The organism is Brevibacillus sp. FW301-21C12A, from assembly GCF_058788915.1.
Window position 1 is genome coordinate 1 of the sequence record NZ_JBYTBG010000024.1, and the last position, 16,786, is coordinate 16,786.

Below are 16,786 nucleotides of genomic sequence, written 5' to 3' on the forward strand. Positions count from 1 at the left end.
TCCTTCTTGGGGTGAAGTCCTTTTTTATGCTTTTCAAGTGCTTGATACGAAAGGGCTCAGAAATCTGCAAAAGGCTCAAATAAAAACACCCCTCCCTACATCGATTAGATTAGGGAGGGAAGCTACGCCTACATTGTCTTAAACTCGCATGAGTAATAATTTGAGAGTCTAATAAATACCCTCCACACTCTTAGTATCCGCTAACAATCTTCATTCTTACATTCGTCCAGTTTTTGTAATTCAATTCTTTTCTAGCGTTATCTAGATTTTCTGCTGCAATATTTGAGTAACCCAAGACCGCCCCTGAAGCATAGGCTTGTGTTGTCCAAAGGGCTAACTTAGCAACCATGAACGCTTTTCCAAGGTACTTAACTCCTTTAACCCATCCCGCTGGTCCTTTTAAATATTCTCCTCCGTATTGGCCAATAGTAAGGAAGGAAGAAATACCGCTAGCCCAAGCATTTACCTCATCTCTAAACTCTTCTCGATCCATTTTTGTAATAACTGCATCTTCATAAGCTTTTATATAGCTCTTGAAATTCGACAAAGAGTCAGAGTTATCCCCATCATCTTCATTACCTGTAATCCTAATATATTCATGTGCTGAGGCACTCAAAGCCTGAATTTCAAAGTCTCCCGATTTATTATCATGGTTGTAATAATTGTCAAAAGCTCCTCTGGCTAAAACAGCCTTTAAACCAATGGAATTATTATTCTTTTCAATTTCTTTATTTATTGTTTCCTTCTCTTCTTTAACGTCTTCTAGAGTATACCCCTCGATTTTATCAAATGCCCCCTCTTCATCTTCAAAATAACTTTCAATCTCTGCTTCAAAATCAGTAATCTCAAAAGAGACAGTTTTTTTACTTGACAACGTCTTTCTTCCTTTTTCATCATGAACCGTTTTAGTTAGGAATTTATTCTTTGCCTCTCCAGTCTCGAAATCATTGTGGAAAGAAGAAATCTCAAGGACAGTATTTTGATATTTACCGTCATTATCAAAAAAATCCTCTCTTGAATAAACTGATGTCTCGATGAAATCATCATTTTTGTTTATTTCAACACTTTCGGAAACAATTTTATATCCATCATTTAACTCAATCTTATAAGAATCAAATTTAGGCTGAGGAATTTTTTCATAAGCCTTGCTACTTTTCGCGAAAGTTGTAGGTACTACAGCAAAATTCGAAAATATAGACATTCCTACAACCGATAAAGCTAACAGTGTGCTTGTAATTTTCTTCATTATTCATGACCCTTTACTATTTATTAACAGGGAAATAAATGGTAATATTGTGTAATAAACCCAAAAGAGGTGTTTACTTTGAAAAACAATGATGATCAAAACAAAAGCCTTGCAGACAAAGCTTTTGAAAATATCACGTTTTTCTTTACACTTGGTTTCTCTAATTTTATTCGTGATTCGATTAAGAATCCAAAAGAGACACTAATAATTTTTATCATTGTATTTCCAACATCAATAATCTTCTTTTTTTGGCTTTTCAATTATCTCTCAAAAAATTAACCATCACCCTAATTTTACAATATTACCCATATACCCCTATTTAAAATTTAGCGTAATTTTAGATTTATTTCCACTTTTTTGCTCAATTTTTATTCAGTTTCGAGTAATAAACGATGAATGCAACCGGGGTTGTTAGAAAAGTCGATGAGTTTGGACGCATTGTGCTTCCAAAGGAGCTACGAGCCATTTTTGATATTATCCTCAAAGATCCATTGGAGATTTACGTTGTTGATGAATGTAACATATTGAAGAAGTATGAACTGGCATGTGTATTCCTGTGCTAGTGAAGCAACATGAATCAGAATAAACAAGGGAAGCCCTCTCCAGACTAGAATTCTGAAGGAGGGCTTCGTCATATTTCAGGATACCCCGCGTCACGCAAAGCGTTCGCAGCGCAGTGAGCTGCTTCTCTCGCTCCTGGTCCATCGCCGAAAAAATGGAAGAAGACGAACATAAAAGTTCGCCTTCTACACCAAAGGAACATTTTGAATCGGCACGATTATTTTTTAAAACACGTATGCCACTTATAAAATGCTGGGGCAACAACGTTTTATCGTTTCCTACCCAATACTGCCTTCCATCTCGAACTTAATCAATCTGTTCATCTCCACCGCATACTCCATCGGCAGTTCCTTCGTGAATGGCTCGATGAAGCCCATGACGATCATTTCGGTCGCTTCGGCTTCTGTCAGGCCGCGGCTCATCAGGTAGAAGAGCTGGTCTTCGGACACTTTGGAGACAGTCGCTTCGTGCTCCAGCGTGATGTTGTCGTTCATGATCTCGTTGTACGGGATCGTGTCGGACGTGGACAGTTTATCCAGAATCAGCGTGTCGCACTTGATGTTGGACTTGGAGCCTTCCGACTTGCGCCCAAACTGGGCCAGACCGCGGTAGGTTACTTTTCCGCCGTCGCGGGAGATCGATTTGGAAATGATGGTCGATGTGCAATCCGGTGCCAAGTGAATCATTTTCGCACCTGCGTCCTGGTGCTGGCCTTTGCCTGCTACCGCGATGGACAGGACAGTACCTTTGGCGCGTGGGCCTTTCATGATAACTGCAGGGTATTTCATGGTCAGCTTGGAGCCGATGTTGCCGTCGATCCATTCCATGTTCGCGTCTGCGTAAGCAACCGCGCGTTTGGTCACGAGGTTGTAAACGTTGTTCGACCAGTTTTGGATCGTGGTGTAGCGGCAGCGTGCGCGCTCTTTCACGATGATTTCTACAACGGCGGAGTGCAGGGAATCCGTGCTGTAGATCGGAGCTGTACAGCCCTCTACATAGTGCACGAACGAATCTTCGTCAGCGATAATCAGCGTGCGCTCGAATTGGCCCATGTTTTCCGAGTTGATGCGGAAGTACGCTTGCAGCGGAGTTTCCACTTTTACGCCTTTTGGCACGTAAATGAAGGAGCCGCCGGACCATACAGCCGAGTTCAGCGCCGCAAACTTGTTGTCTGCTGGCGGGATGACGGTCGCGAAGTATTCCTTCACGATATCCGGGTACAGCTTCACTGCCGAATCCATGTCGCAGAACAGAACGCCCAGTTTTTCCAGGTCCTCCTGCATGTTGTGGTAAACGACCTCGGATTCGTATTGAGCGGATACACCCGCGAGGAATTTTTGCTCTGCTTCCGGAATCCCCAGCTTGTCAAAAGTCGCCTTGATTTCTTCCGGCACCTCATCCCAGCTACGGCCTTGCTTTTCCGAAGGCTTTACGTAGTACGTGATGCTATTGAAATCGAGGTCGTCCAGGTCGCCACCCCATTTCGGCATCGGCATGCTGTTGAAAATGTCCAGGGCTTTCAAGCGGAATTCCAGCATCCACGCCGGCTCATCCTTGATCTTGGAAATTTCCTCGACGATTTCGCGGGTCAGACCCTTTTTCGTCCGGAATACAGAGACGTCCTTGTCGTGAAAGCCGTACTGGTAATCCTGTATCTCAGGGGCTTTTTTAGCCATCGTTGCTCACTCCTTCTTCATTCATGTCCATACCTGACTGCTATTTCTGCTCTGCCTGCTTGATGCCTTGCTCCAGCGCCTTCCAGGCCAGAGTGGCGCACTTGATGCGCGCCGGGAACTTGGCTACGCCAGACAAAGCTTCGATGTCACCCAGATCAATGGAATCGTCGATCTCTTTGCCCTGCATCATATCGGAAAACTTGTGCGCCAGCTCAAGTGCCTTTTCCACTGGCAGGCCCTTGACCGCATCCGTCATCATCGAAGCGGATGACATGCTGATCGAACAGCCTTCGCCTAGAAACTTCGCGTCCACCACCTTGCCCTCCTCAACCTTCAAGGAGAGCGAGATGCTGTCGCCACAAGTCGGGTTATTCAAATTCACAATGAGTCCGTCGGATTCTTCCAGCTTGCCGCGATTGCGCGGCTTCTGGTAGTGGTCCATAATGACGCGGCGGTATAAATCATCAAGAGAAGACATTGCCGAAATACTCCTTCGTCTTCTTCAATCCCGCTATCAGCACATCTACTTCTTCTTCTGTGTTGTACAGGTAGAAGCTTGCCCGAGCGGTAGCCGTCACATTCAGCCAGCGCATAAGCGGCTGGGCGCAGTGATGGCCCGCACGAACTGCGATTCCGTAGCTGTCCAGCACAGTCGCCAGATCATGCGGATGTACCGTATCCAGATTGAATGTAATTAAACTGCTGCGGTCCTGCTGCGGGCCGTAAATCGTCAGTCCTTCGATCTCGCGCATTTGCTCCATGGCGTATTTCACCAGATGCTTTTCATGGCGCTCGATGTTTTCCAGACCGATTTCCTGCAAAAAGTCAATCGCTGCCCCGAGTCCGATCGCGCCTGCGATGATCGGCGTGCCGCCTTCGAATTTCCACGGCAGCTCCTTCCACGTAGAGTCGTACTTATCCACGTAGTCGATCATTTCGCCGCCAAATTCCATCGGCTCGACCTGCTCCAGCACCTCGCGCTTGCCGTACAGGACACCGATGCCTGTCGGGCCTGCCATCTTGTGCGCAGAAAACGCGTAAAAATCGCAATCCAAATCCTGGACGTCGATTTTTTTGTGCGGAGCGCCCTGGGCCCCGTCCACAAACAGAAGAGCGCCGTGCTGATGCGCGATCTGGGCAATTTCCTTGATCGGAGTAGTATCCCCAAGTACGTTGGAAATATGGTGAATCGCTACGATCTTGGTATTGTCCGTAACCGTTTCTTTTACCGCGTCCAGAGTGACGGTCCCGTCCTCTGCCAGCGGGATGAACTTGAAGGTCGCTCCGGTTGCCTTGGCTGCCTGCTGCCACGGAATGAAATTGGCATGGTGCTCTACCAGCGTTGTGACAATCTCATCCCCAGGCTTCAGAACCAACCGAGCGTAGCCGTAAGCAATCGTGTTGATCGCGGAGGTCGTGCCGCGCGTGAACACGATTTCCGCTGTCTCGCGGGCGTTGATGAAGGCGCGAACCTTCTCTCTCGCGCCCTCGTAGCCGTCAGTCGCTCGGTTGCCCAAGGTGTGCACGCCACGGTGCACGTTGGAGTTGAACTCCTTGTAGTATTTATCCATCGCCTCAATTACCGGAAGCGGCTTTTGAGAGGTTGCTCCATTGTCTAGATAGACGAGCGGGTGCCCGTTTACCTCTTGGTGAAGGATGGGAAAATATTTCCGAAGCTCCTTGGCGTCCATTAGCCTAACTTCCTTTCAAGCGCCTGACGGAGTTTGTTTCTCACTTCTTCCACCGGGATTTCGGACACAACCGGATCGAGGAAGCCGAGAATAATCAGACGTTCTGCGCCCTGACGGGTAATTCCACGCGACATCAGGTAGTAGATGGACTCTTCGCTGAAGCGTCCTACCGAAGCAGCGTGCCCCGCTTTAACGTCATCCTCGTCGATCAACAGGATCGGGTTGGCGTCGCCGCGAGCTTTGTCACTCAGCATCAGGATGTTTTCCGCCTGCACACCGTTTGCTTTTTCAGCGCCTTTTTCGATTTTGGTGATCCCATTCAAAATGCTGACTGCTTCCCCTGTCATAACGGCCTTGCTCACCATGTCCGACTCGGAGTGGGTGCCGATATGTTGAACCTGGGAAGTCAAGTTTTGACGCTGGGAACCTGTCCCTACCGAAATGGATTTGGTCAGTGCATTCGAACCAGTTCCTTTGAGGATGGTTGTGTTGTTGGCAACGGTGTTGCCGTCGTTCATCTCGCCCAAAATCCATTCCATTTTGCCATCGCGGTCAACCGTTGCGCGACGGAAGCTGTAGTCGTGAACCTCTGCGGACAAGGAACGCACAGAAGCTACCTGCACGGATGCGCCTGCCCCTACGAACACTTCGACAATGCTGTTGGCTACCATGCTTTTGCCTTCGCCAGATACGTATGTATCCACGTAGGTCACTTTGCTGTTCGTTTCTGCCACGATCAGCACATGCGGGCAAAGAAGCGCATGGTCGCCAGCGATTTCGTAAACAGCCTGCAACGGTACATCCACTTCCACGTTTTTCGGAACGTAGAGGAAAACGCCGCCGTTCACCACTGCCGCATGCAGCGCACTCAGCTTGTGCTCGTCTGGCGCCACTACTTGATACATGTACTTTTGTACAAGCTCGCTATGGTTTTGCAGCGCGTCAGCGAGCGTAGTGAAAACGACGCCTTGTGCCTTCAGCTCATCTGTCACGGCATGAAAAACGGCGGAAGCATTCTTTTGCACCACCAGGTTTTTCACGCTGTCCACGTCGATTTGCCCTTTTACCAGTTCGCTCAGCTCATTGGCCGACGCGATCTTGGCAGTGGTTTGAAACGGGTCGAACCCGGCAGTATTCCATTTATCAATCTTCGTTTTCTCCAAAGCGGGAAGCGGAAGCTCTCCCGCCGCCTTCAGTCCAGCGAGGCGCTTTTCAAGGAACCAAGCAGGCTCCTGATTAGCTTTGGAGTACTCGGTGATCGCTTCGGAACCGAAGCGGAGCTGTACATCCACACTCATTTCACTGCTGCCTCCTTCTTCCTACACGTTGGCGTTAACGGTTTCGTCCTCGATGCCGAGCTCTTCCTTGATCCAGTCGTAGCCTTCTGCCTCCAGGCGTTCAGCCAGCTCAGGACCACCGGACTTCACGATACGACCTTGCATCATGACGTGTACGAAGTCAGGCTTCACATAGTTCAGCAAACGCTGGTAGTGCGTGATAATCAGGAAACCGCGGTCAGCAGAACGCATTTCGTTTACACCGTTGGCTACGATTTTCAGCGCGTCGATGTCGAGACCGGAGTCGATTTCGTCCAGGATACAGATGCTTGGCTCCAGGAGCATCATTTGCAAAATCTCGTTGCGCTTTTTCTCCCCGCCGGAGAAGCCTTCGTTCAGGTAGCGGTGCGCAAAAGAATCGTCCATTTCCAGCGTGCTCATCTTTTTGTCCATCTCGCGGATGAATTTCATCAGGGAGATTTCGTTGCCTTCGCCACGGCGCGCGTTGATCGCGGAACGCAGGAAGTCGGAGTTGGTTACGCCGCTAATTTCGGATGGGTATTGCATCGCCAGGAACAGACCTGCGCGTGCGCGCTCGTCTACTTCCATTTCCAGAAGGTCGTCGCCGTTGATAAGCACTTCGCCATCGGTTACCTCGTATTTCGGGTGGCCCATCAGCGTAGATGCCAGTGTCGATTTACCGGTACCATTCGGTCCCATGATCGCGTGCACTTCGCCGCCCTTGATTTCCAGGTTCAAACCTTTGAGGATCTCTTTGTCCTCGATCTTGGCGCGAAGGTTTTTTATTTGCAAATGCGGTACTGCTGTCATCTGAATTCCCTCCATACACAAAAGTGAGTTGGTAATTCTCAATCCATTCTCAATAACTATCTTATAATAAGAATAATTATAAATCAAGGAATGAAACATATCTGTATTTTTTATATCATTATATTTAGAAAGTCCGTTTTTGCTTCCAAAAACCTTCCCAAATACAACGGCCACGTAAGCATTTTCTCCCTGTCCCGTGAAAATAAAGTTTTAGACTCAGAGGCGCGATTTAACGCGTTTTATGAGATTAAAAATCGCCAGACTTCCAAAAATAAGTATTAGACTGACAATAAAAATGAAACAGCGGCGGACCAAGACTTGAAAAATAAAGTCTTAGACTGCCGCTGTCTTTGTTCAACTAACGTATCCCGTTAGTTCAGCAACAACAAGGATATGTTGTTCATTCCTTGGGTGTAAAAAATTATAATTTATTACTCACAGTAATTATTATTCGGCTGCCATAGCATCAGCTTTAGTTACATGTACAGTACCATGTGGATGGTGTGGAGGTGCATATATCGAATAAAGTTTTAGCGGGATATTGCCTGTATTAGTTACATTGTGCCATGTTCCAGCGGGTACCACAATGGCAAAGTCATCAGAGACTTTTCTTACAAAGCTTAAATTATTTTTACTCTTGCCCATTTGAACAATCCCTTGACCTTGTTCAATACGAAGGAATTGGTCAACGTTAGGGTGAATTTCCAACCCGATATCTTCGCCAACGTTAATACTCATCAATGTAACTTGCAAATGATTTCCTGTCCATAAAGCGGTACGATACGTACTGTTTTGCTTCGAAGCCTGATTGATATTAACTACAAACGGTTCAGGTCCATAATCTTTCAACTGAGAAACCAATCGATTATCATGCCATGTATCAGGAGGCATAGTCCTGTAAACATTCTGTCCTCCATAGTTATACATTGGTACATTTACATGATATGGATATGGATATGGATACATATAAGGAACATTGTACATTTTTTTCATTCCCTTCACGCATTTTTCAAATTATCTTATGAAATATACTTAGGGAATGTACCTAGATTCAGCATTATATAGAAAGCTATCGGAAGGGTGCTGTTGAAGGGTTCTGCCCGTTAGCTTTGCTCGCGATCAGACTACAACTTTATTTTCACGGTCTAACACTTTATTTTTCAGTCTAACACTTTATTTTCAATGAACACTCCCATGCAACTTTTTCCAATACATCGCCTGGCATTTTCCAGGAACTTTTCTCCCGATTCGCCTCCCGAGCGCCACAAAAAAAGGCACAGGTGCGTACAGCCAGTTCAGCAGCTTGCCTCGTGTTGGTTATGTATCCAATCCGCTCGTTTCCATTCGCTGAAAAAGCCTCCTATGGAAGCTTACCTGACCCTTTTGCGCGAGTCAAATGGAAAAGCTGTGATAGCGGCCCTGTCCACAGCCTGCTGATTGGCAGCGTTGCCTGGCCGCTCTCGCCTTGGACAAAACAAAACGGCTAGACGCTATTGTCCAGCCGTTTCCTCCATATATATAGCCGTTGCTTACGCTTTTGGACCTGCTTTCGCAATGTCTGTTGCATCCGGGAACTTCTTCTGGAAGTTCTCGATGAAGCGTGCAGCCAGTTCGGCAGCTTGCTTGTCGTAGTCTTCCTTGTTTGCCCATGTGTTGCGCGGCTGAAGCACTTCTGCCGGTACGTTCGGGCAAGTGGTCGGCACTTGTACGCCAAACGTTGGGTCTTCCACGTACTCTACCTTTTCCAGATCGCCGTTCAGCGCTGCCGTTACCATCGCACGCGTGTAGGAGAGCTTCATGCGCTGTCCAACACCGACAGGGCCACCCGTCCAGCCTGTGTTTACGAGATATACTTGCACATCGCGCTCGTCAATTTTTTTGCCGAGCATTTCTGCGTACACAACCGGGTGCAGCGGCAGGAAAGGAGAGCCGAAGCACGTGGAGAACTCGGTTTGCGGAGCCGTTACGCCGCGCTCTGTACCAGCCATTTTGCTCGTGTAGCCGGACAGGAAGTGGTACATCGCCTGCTCTTTGTTCAGTTTGGAGATTGGAGGCAGCACGCCGAACGAATCGGCTGTCAGGAAGATGATGACGTTTGGCTGACCGCCTACACCTGGAATCACAGCGCCGGAGATTGCGTCTACCGGATAGGCTGCGCGCGTATTTTCTGTGTACTTCGTGCTGTCGTAGTCGGCGACATGGGTAGCCGGGTCTACATCGACGTTTTCAAGTACGGTACCGAACTGGATCGCGTTCCAGATTTGCGGTTCGCCCTCTTCGGACAGCTTGACGCATTTTGCATAGCAGCCGCCCTCGATGTTGAATACGCCATTGTCAGACCAGCCGTGCTCGTCGTCCCCGATCAGGAAGCGGTTCGGGTCAGCGGACAGCGTTGTTTTGCCTGTACCGGACAGCCCGAAGAACAGGGCGACATCCCCGTCTTTGCCCACGTTGGCCGAGCAGTGCATGGACAAAACGTTGCGCTCAGGCAACAGCATGTTCATGACGCTGAAGATCGACTTTTTCATCTCGCCCGCGTACTCGGTGCCACCGATCAAAACGGTCTTTTGCTCGAAGCTCAGAACGATGAAAGTCTCGGAGTTGGTTCCGTGTACAGATGGATTGGCTTTGAAGCCAGGTGCGTAAAGCACGGTGAACTCAGCCTCGTGTGTCGCCAGCTCCTCTGCAGATGGACGGATGAACAACTGGCGCGCAAACAGGCTGTGCCAAGCGTATTCGGTTACGACCCGGATTGGCAGACGGTAGGTTGTGTCTGCACCAGCAAAACCGTCAAATACAAACAGCTCGCTTTTGCCTTGCAAGTATTGCAGCACGTCCTGCTGGAGTGCCTGGAACTTCTCCGGAGAAATCGGCTGATTCACCGGACCCCAGTTGATCTTATCGTGTACGGAAGCTTCGTCCACCACAAATTTGTCCTTTGGCGAACGGCCGGTAAACTTGCCTGTCAGCGCATTGAGCGCCCCCTTGTCGGTCAAAATCCCTTCGCCACGCTTTACTGCCATCTCAACGAGCCCAGCTACAGGCAGGTTGCGGTAAACCTGTGTAGCTCCCAGAATGTCAGAAAGCTTGTGAACCGTATTGGTTTCCATGTGTGAACGATCTCCTTCCCAAAATGTATATCCAAGTAAAGTAACTTTTCTCAATGTCGTTCGATTTGTAATTAGTATATCACATTCAATCAAATAAGCCACATAATTTTATAATCTCTTGTGGAGAATGTGTGAATAGCCTCCCCAGTAGTTTTCCCCACCCTACAGTATTTCAGTTCTTCGACTCTATGTCCACCCTTTCGTAAATGAATGGATATTTTGAAAATTCGCTGGTCTGACCAGTTGGCGCGACAAAGTGCCTGGACAGCGGCCCGCCTTGATCCGCCAGCCCTGGATGGTGCCTGCGCCATGGCTTACACAAAAAACCCGCTGCATGAGCGGGTCTTCCAGCGCATTCGCTTAGCGGGAGGCATTTTCTCCGAGCTTGTCAAACGTGCGCACGATGACACGGCTGAGAATCTGGACGCCGTCGCGGAGTGCCGACCGTTCGAACTTCATCTGCGGGTGGTGCAGTCCAGGCTGCAAATCGCAGCCGAGAGCCAGCATCGTCGCCTTGATGTGCGGACGCTCTACAGTGTAATAATGAAAGTCTTCCGCTCCCGGGCTGACAGGCGCCGCCTTGAGGTTGTCCACCCCGAGCACGTCGACAATCGCTTGCTCCATCAGCTCCTTCGCTTCCTCATCGACTTCCGCCGCCACCATTCGCGATCCGGCCGTAAGTTCGATCGACGCCTGGTAGGATGTCGCGATCCCTTCGATCATCTGGCGGACGCGCCCGACTAGCTCATCCATCGCCTGGTTGGTTTGCGCCCGCAAGTCAAGGGCGAATCTCGCTTTGTCCGGAATGATGTTGTAGCTCTCTCCTCCGGCTTGCAGCATGGTCATTTTCACTGTCGCCGGAACCATCGGATTGATGTGAATTTGTCCGATCCCGGAAATGATCGCACCCGCGACTTCAATCGCGTTGATTCCGAGGTGCGGCCTTGCTCCGTGTGCAGATACGCCTGTAATTTCTCCGTACAAAAACATCGCGGCGCCGTTGTAGATGGCTGGCCCCGCCGTCCCGTTCGCCATTTCCTGAATCGGGCGCAGATGGACGCCGTACAAATAGTCGATGTCGTCCACGACGCCTTTTTCCACGAGCTTCAAGGCGCCTGTTCCTTTTTCCTCAGCGGGCTGGAACAAAACTTTCAGCGTGCCCGGAGGCTTGTACCCGGAAGCGATCAACGCCTCTACCGTTTCGACAATCATGGTCATGTGCGCGTCATGCCCGCAGGAATGATTGGCGCGCCACTCTCCGTCTACTTCCTGCCACAGCGCGTCGATATCGGTGCGCAGCCCGACGACAGGCTTCCCTTCTCCCCACTCCGCGACAAGCCCTGTACAATCTGCAAAAGTAGTGACTGCAAGCCCCAGTGCTTGCATTCTCTCGGCCAAGTACTTCGTCGTCTCGACTTCCTGCCAGCTAATTTCCGGATTCGCGTGCAAGTGACTGAATGTTTCGTCAATGTTTCGCGCACGTGCAGCGACTGTTTCTTTCAACGCCAAGCTATCAGACATATTTGCGCCTCCCCCATCGTTTCTTCCTCATTATAGCACATGCGGGCGCCTTTATTTGGAAACGGGATCAGCCAGCTTTTATTTGCACGTCAAGCGCAAAATCGCATCCAGCTTCAACTGGTCGCGCAATGTCCCTGCTATTTTCACCTGCTGCTTGGCCAAGGTGTAGACCAGCTCGTCTCCGCCAAACAGCATCTCCATCTGCCGCTCGCCGCCCCTGACGATCAGATCGGCGGACTGCTCCTCCTCCCAGACGCCTGCCGAAATGCTGCCTTTTGATATCGTGAGTTGCCAGCGCGACTGCGTGTCGTCGACGACGATCCCGATCCGCTTTTCCCAGCCTGCTGTCATATAGTGCAAATGCGTTTTCTTTTGTAGGCGCTCGCCTACCTCGTAAAGCAGTCTGCCAATTCCGATCATAAAAATCCGTCCCCCTCTCTTCTCCCATTGGGTTCGTGGCTCGCTCAGTCGAATCCTTTGGCGAGGGATGAGAACCACTGTCGGGTCTTGTCAGGGCGGCCGACTTTTTCTCGACAGGCTTTTTCATCTGTTGCGCAAAAACGAAAAGAGCACCCGCGGCCGCAGATGCTCTTCTGATCCATCCGTTATTCATCAAATTCGTCTTTATCCAGTCGGACTTCCAGATGGTGACCATCCGGTGTCTCAAAATACAAATTGTAGCTCGTAGGCTGCGTGATCGGGCCACGGTAGCAAATGTTTTCCGCCTCGAGCTTGTCGACCAGATAGTCGAGCTCAGCGCGGCTCGTTACCGAGAAAGCGAGGTGATCGACCTGCCCTACGCCGCCTTTGCCTTCCGCCCCGTCGTGCGGATGGAGACCGATCCGTGTGTATGTGCCGATTTGAAAGTAGACAGGCGCTCCTTCCACCATATTCTCTTCCGGGATGGGGACTTCCAAAATGTCCTTAAAAAACCGAGCTACCTTCACGACATCGCTGCAATTCAATGCGATGTGGTGAACGCCTTTCAAATGAAACATTCACACTGCCTCCCACGTCAACTAAAGGTCATGCGCTTTTTTGCGACACCTGCTTGCGTTTATTGTACTGCTTCAGTCGCTCGCTTAACCGTTTTAAACGAATCATGAGTGCTTCGCGCCACTCTTCATCCTTTAACTCCTTGGCAATACCGAGCAAATCCAAGGAGATATCAATCTGCTGCTTCAAAACATCGGCGAAGCTGGCTGCTTCATCCGTCATGGTACAATTCTCAAACAACTCCGATGTATTGTCAACACTCACAAAATCGGCGAAATCGACTTCGGGCGCCTGATCCCCTTGAGCATATTCTACTAAAATTTCGTACTCTCCCTCAATACCGGGATGAACCTCAATTCTGTCACAAACAGGACAAAACATGATGGGGACATTGTGTACAAGCGTTTTATAATGACGGACTGAGCCTACGGAACCTACCATTCCTGCACCGCAACAAAAACTCATAAATAGTCTCCCTCCTTCTTCGCCAAACAGCGAAAGCGTTAGAAGCGTCTGGTCGAAACTCTCTGTCTGTATCCGCATTGTAACCCGTAATCCCTCTGCTGCTCTACCGCAAAAAGATACCAATCGGTTTATGGCAAAACAAATTGTCATACCATTGTACTCGATTTGCCTGCGTTTGAACACCGTTTTCTGATTAGTTTGAAGTTTTTGTCGGTACATGCCTAAAAATCGTGCAAAGAAGTTTGAATCACGCCGATAAAGAGAATAGTTAGTCAGCTAGTCACAATAAAAGGAGAGCGGTTTTATGTTTCGTTTTAAAAGTCTTCGCGCCCGGACACTTGCGATTACCCTTCCAGTCATTGTCCTTACCTTAGTACTTCTGATGAGCATGGCCTTCATGTTTTCCCACGCCCAGTTGAACAAGGAACTGACGGAGAAGATGAACTACCAGTTGGACGTGCTCGGCAGCAAAGTGGAGAAAGAACTGGAAGCACACAGCAAGGTGACGCTGAACATGGCGCGCGTCATCGAAATGAGCCCCATTACTTATTCGCTGGAGCAGTTGGATTCCCTGCTGAGCAAAACAGTTCTCGTCAACGAAACGTCTGTTGGCATGGGAATTTTCATGGAGCCTTACGCTTTTGATCCGAGCAAGCAGTTCGTTGCTACTTACGCTGCCAAAAAAGACGGCAAGGTGAGCATTACGTACGAGTACAGTACATCGTCCTATAACTATCCTGAGCAAGAGTGGTACAAGATCGGTGCGTCGACCCAAAAACCGACAAATTACTCACCGCCGTACTATGACGAGATTTCCAAAGTCTCCATGACGACAGTCGTAGCTCCGTTTTACTCCCCAGACAAAAAGCTTTTGGGTGTAGCGACAGACGACATCACGCTCACGGATATTCAAGCGATGGTCTCGGGTACAAAAGTAGGCGAGACGGGCTGGGCCTTTTTGCTGGATCAGAACGGCAAGTACTTGTCCCATCCCCAGTCGGACAAGCTGATGGTCCAATCCGTGCAAACCGACAGCAACGCGTCGCTCGCAGAGATCGGCCCCGCTCTTCTCGCTGAAAATGAAGGCATGACAACTTTTTCCGATGACAATGGCGTCAATCGCGTCTATTTCCAAAAAATCCCTGACACAAATTGGACTATCGCGCTCGTCATGCCGGAAAATGAATTTGCCAAGCCTCTGAACGCTCTGGCTTACCGGCTTCTCGCTGTCAGTCTGCTTGGGCTGTTGATCCTGATTGCCGTCATTTATTTTTTCAGCAAGTATTTGACCGGACAAATCAACAAGGCCAACCAGCTTTCTCAAGCTCTCTCCTCCGGCGATTTCACCGCTACGATGGACGTCAAGACAGCCGATGAAATGGGCGTCATGGCAAGCCGCTTCAATACGATGACCGCCACCTTGCGCGAAACGCTCAGCCAGGTCAGCTACAGCGCCCAGCAAGTCGCCGCTACTTCCGAACAACTGATGGCGAGCGCAGAGCAGACGAGCAAAGCGACGGAGCAAATTGCCCAGTCTGTGCAGGAGATCGCCTACGGAACAGAGCAGCAGGTGGACGCGACCAATCAGGGCAGCGATGTCATCAACGAAATCGCCCAGCATATTTCGTTGATGGAAAAAGGCATCGAGGAAGTCAGCTCCTCTACTCGCGATGCCAATCGCCAGGCTGCAGAAGGAAACCAGATGGCCGCGAAGACAGTGGAGCACATGACGGTAATTCACGGACAAATGGAGCAAACCGCAGCGGTGGTCAACGCACTTGGACAGCGCTCCCAGGAAATCGGCCAAATGATCGCGCTGATTACCTCGATTGCCAGCCAGACCAACCTGCTTGCCTTAAACGCAGCGATCGAAGCCGCCAGAGCCGGGGAGCAAGGACGAGGCTTTGCCGTTGTCGCTGACGAAGTGCGCAAGTTGGCGGAACAGTCCAGCTCGGCCGCCGAACAGGTGAGCAGCCTCGTCACGGACATTCAGCGCGATACCGAATCGGCCATCTCCGCCATGAGCCACGGCTCCATCATCCTCGGGGAAGGCATGACGCTGGTCACCGCGACCGGAACCGCCTTCGAGCAAATTTCCGACTCTACCGCCCACTTGCTTACCCGCACAGACGAAGTGTCGGCGGAAATGAAAAAAATCAGCCAGGAAATGCAAACGATCGTCGCAGCGATCGACCATATTTCGCAAATCGCCATCCAGTCCGCCGGCAATTCGCAAACCGTCGCAGCGGCAGCAGAAGAGCAAAACGCGTCGATGGAAGAAATTTCCGCAGCCGTGACCATGCTCGCGAAGATGGCAGAAGAGCTGAACGATACGGTGCGCTCGTTTAAGCTTAGGTAGTGGTTTGAGGTTTTGACGTTTTATCATAGAAAGGCTTCGCCAAGCTTTAGCGGCTCGGCGAAGCCTTTTTTCTTTTGTATCTGCCTTTAAGCGTCCACCTTGAACCCGCTTCCCTGAATCCTCCACTTTGGACGCGGTTTTCCTTTTTCCCCGCAGGCGGCCAGTCTCCGCTTCCTCGCTAGAGGCCCAAGTACCTGTAGCGTTTTCTCCTGTTTCCTCCCTCCACTGCGGCAACGGTCGACTGGCTTTTGCCAAAAAGCTAAAAAAGCCAGAGCAACAATGCCCCGGCTTTTTGTGTGTCTGCAAACTATTCTTTTACCATTGCCTCGTACTTGTCGGCATCCAGCAGCTTGTCCAGCTCGGCTGTGTCGGACAGCTCGACAGCGATCATCCAGGCCTGCTCATAAGGCGAAGAGTTCACCAGTTCTGGTGCGTCTTCCAGTTCGCCGTTTACTTCCACTACTTTGCCAGATACAGGAGCGTACAGCTCGGAAACGGTCTTTACCGATTCCACACTGCCAAATGGCTCATCCTGTTGAATTGTCGAGCCTACCTCTGGCAACTCGACAAACACGATGTCACCCAGCTCTGATTGAGCAAAAGCGGTGATTCCGATATACGCTTTGTTGCCTTCTACTCGCACCCACTCATGCTCTTCACTGTAACGTAGATTTTTCGGGAATTCCATCGCTTACATATCCTCCTATCGGGTACAATCCATTACACATACATAATTAGACGAACATTCTAGGATTCCTCTTCGCTCCACAAAATTCTGAACAGACGTTTTGGGGACCAGCTTGAAACCCTTTTCGCCTGCCAGAAAATGGCGCGCTGGAGCCTCTCGTCAAACAGGCCAAAAACAGAGACATGTCCATCCGGCAGCGCATCGACCTTTTCGTCGACGACCGCAAGCGAATACCTCAGGCCATGCTCCGCAATCGCCTGTTTCCTCACTTCAATATCTGTAGCTTTTTCCAAATCCGGCACAGGAATACGTGTAACTTTCAAACCATTCGCCGACGCCGATTTGCCACACCGTCCCTCATTTGC

The 16,786-nt window shown here is 49.8% G+C and carries 15 protein-coding genes and 1 pseudogene; 2 read left to right on the top strand and 14 right to left on the bottom strand.

Annotated features, from left to right (window positions below; genetic code table 11):
* Positions 1 to 190: 190 nt before the first annotated feature.
* Positions 191 to 1,246 (bottom strand): hypothetical protein, encoded by a 1,056-nt coding sequence (locus tag AC3WQH_RS15295; protein WP_007780192.1) that lies wholly within the window; start codon positions 1,244 to 1,246, stop codon positions 191 to 193.
* 392 nt (positions 1,247 to 1,638) lie between these two features.
* On the opposite strand from AC3WQH_RS15295, the pseudogene AC3WQH_RS15300 reads away from it, so the two are divergent.
* Positions 1,639 to 1,800 (top strand): annotated as a pseudogene (locus AC3WQH_RS15300) (AbrB/MazE/SpoVT family DNA-binding domain-containing protein); the annotation flags it as partial.
* Between the two features lie 285 nt (positions 1,801 to 2,085).
* On the opposite strand, the gene sufB reads toward AC3WQH_RS15300, so the two are convergent.
* The 11 genes from sufB to AC3WQH_RS15355 form a co-directional block, all read right to left on the bottom strand.
* Positions 2,086 to 3,483 carry a Fe-S cluster assembly protein SufB gene (sufB, locus tag AC3WQH_RS15305; RefSeq protein ID WP_025844056.1) on the bottom strand — a complete coding sequence of 466 codons (1,398 nt, stop codon included), beginning with the start codon at positions 3,481 to 3,483 and terminating at the stop codon, positions 2,086 to 2,088.
* Between the two features lie 40 nt (positions 3,484 to 3,523).
* Positions 3,524 to 3,961: a Fe-S cluster assembly sulfur transfer protein SufU gene (gene sufU, locus AC3WQH_RS15310; RefSeq protein ID WP_005832076.1), complete on the bottom strand. Its 438-nt coding sequence runs from the start codon at positions 3,959 to 3,961 to the stop codon at positions 3,524 to 3,526.
* Positions 3,948 to 5,174 (bottom strand): cysteine desulfurase, encoded by a 1,227-nt coding sequence (locus AC3WQH_RS15315; RefSeq protein WP_007780199.1) that lies wholly within the window; start codon positions 5,172 to 5,174, stop codon positions 3,948 to 3,950. The genes sufU and AC3WQH_RS15315 overlap by 14 nt, the downstream gene beginning before the upstream one ends.
* The gene (gene sufD, locus AC3WQH_RS15320; protein ID WP_290426879.1) at positions 5,174 to 6,472 is read right to left on the bottom strand and encodes a Fe-S cluster assembly protein SufD; all 1,299 of its coding nucleotides are present in this window, start codon (positions 6,470 to 6,472) and stop codon (positions 5,174 to 5,176) included. The genes AC3WQH_RS15315 and sufD overlap by 1 nt, the downstream gene beginning before the upstream one ends.
* 21 nt (positions 6,473 to 6,493) lie before the next feature.
* On the bottom strand, positions 6,494 to 7,282 hold the full coding sequence (gene sufC, locus AC3WQH_RS15325) for a Fe-S cluster assembly ATPase SufC (protein ID WP_005832072.1): 789 nt from the start codon (positions 7,280 to 7,282) through the stop codon (positions 6,494 to 6,496).
* A 447-nt stretch (positions 7,283 to 7,729) separates the two neighbouring features.
* On the bottom strand, positions 7,730 to 8,266 hold the full coding sequence (locus tag AC3WQH_RS15330; protein WP_492332140.1) for a cupin domain-containing protein: 537 nt from the start codon (positions 8,264 to 8,266) through the stop codon (positions 7,730 to 7,732).
* A gap of 545 nt (positions 8,267 to 8,811) precedes the next feature.
* Complete coding sequence (gene pckA, locus AC3WQH_RS15335) at positions 8,812 to 10,392, bottom strand: phosphoenolpyruvate carboxykinase (ATP) (protein ID WP_005826578.1); 1,581 nt, start codon at positions 10,390 to 10,392, stop codon at positions 8,812 to 8,814.
* 360 nt (positions 10,393 to 10,752) lie between these two features.
* Positions 10,753 to 11,913, bottom strand: coding sequence for a M20 peptidase aminoacylase family protein (locus tag AC3WQH_RS15340; protein ID WP_005826580.1), 1,161 nt, complete (start codon positions 11,911 to 11,913; stop codon positions 10,753 to 10,755).
* Between the two features lie 78 nt (positions 11,914 to 11,991).
* A complete protein-coding gene (locus AC3WQH_RS15345; protein ID WP_005826582.1) occupies positions 11,992 to 12,333 on the bottom strand; it encodes a hypothetical protein in 342 nt (113 codons plus the stop codon).
* 185 nt (positions 12,334 to 12,518) lie between these two features.
* Positions 12,519 to 12,911: a VOC family protein gene (locus tag AC3WQH_RS15350; protein WP_005826584.1), complete on the bottom strand. Its 393-nt coding sequence runs from the start codon at positions 12,909 to 12,911 to the stop codon at positions 12,519 to 12,521.
* 28 nt (positions 12,912 to 12,939) lie between these two features.
* On the bottom strand, positions 12,940 to 13,374 hold the full coding sequence (locus tag AC3WQH_RS15355) for a hypothetical protein (RefSeq protein WP_005826586.1): 435 nt from the start codon (positions 13,372 to 13,374) through the stop codon (positions 12,940 to 12,942).
* 304 nt (positions 13,375 to 13,678) lie between these two features.
* Here AC3WQH_RS15355 and AC3WQH_RS15360 point away from each other — a divergent pair, with 304 nt between their 5' ends.
* A complete protein-coding gene (locus AC3WQH_RS15360; protein ID WP_007780223.1) occupies positions 13,679 to 15,733 on the top strand; it encodes a methyl-accepting chemotaxis protein in 2,055 nt (684 codons plus the stop codon).
* 307 nt (positions 15,734 to 16,040) lie between these two features.
* Here the strand turns inward: AC3WQH_RS15360 and gcvH are convergent, their stop codons facing one another.
* Both gcvH and AC3WQH_RS15370 read right to left on the bottom strand, forming a co-directional pair.
* The gene (gcvH, locus tag AC3WQH_RS15365; protein ID WP_005826591.1) at positions 16,041 to 16,421 is read right to left on the bottom strand and encodes a glycine cleavage system protein GcvH; all 381 of its coding nucleotides are present in this window, start codon (positions 16,419 to 16,421) and stop codon (positions 16,041 to 16,043) included.
* A gap of 59 nt (positions 16,422 to 16,480) precedes the next feature.
* Complete coding sequence (locus AC3WQH_RS15370; protein ID WP_005826592.1) at positions 16,481 to 16,744, bottom strand: hypothetical protein; 264 nt, start codon at positions 16,742 to 16,744, stop codon at positions 16,481 to 16,483.
* Positions 16,745 to 16,786 lie beyond the last annotated feature (42 nt).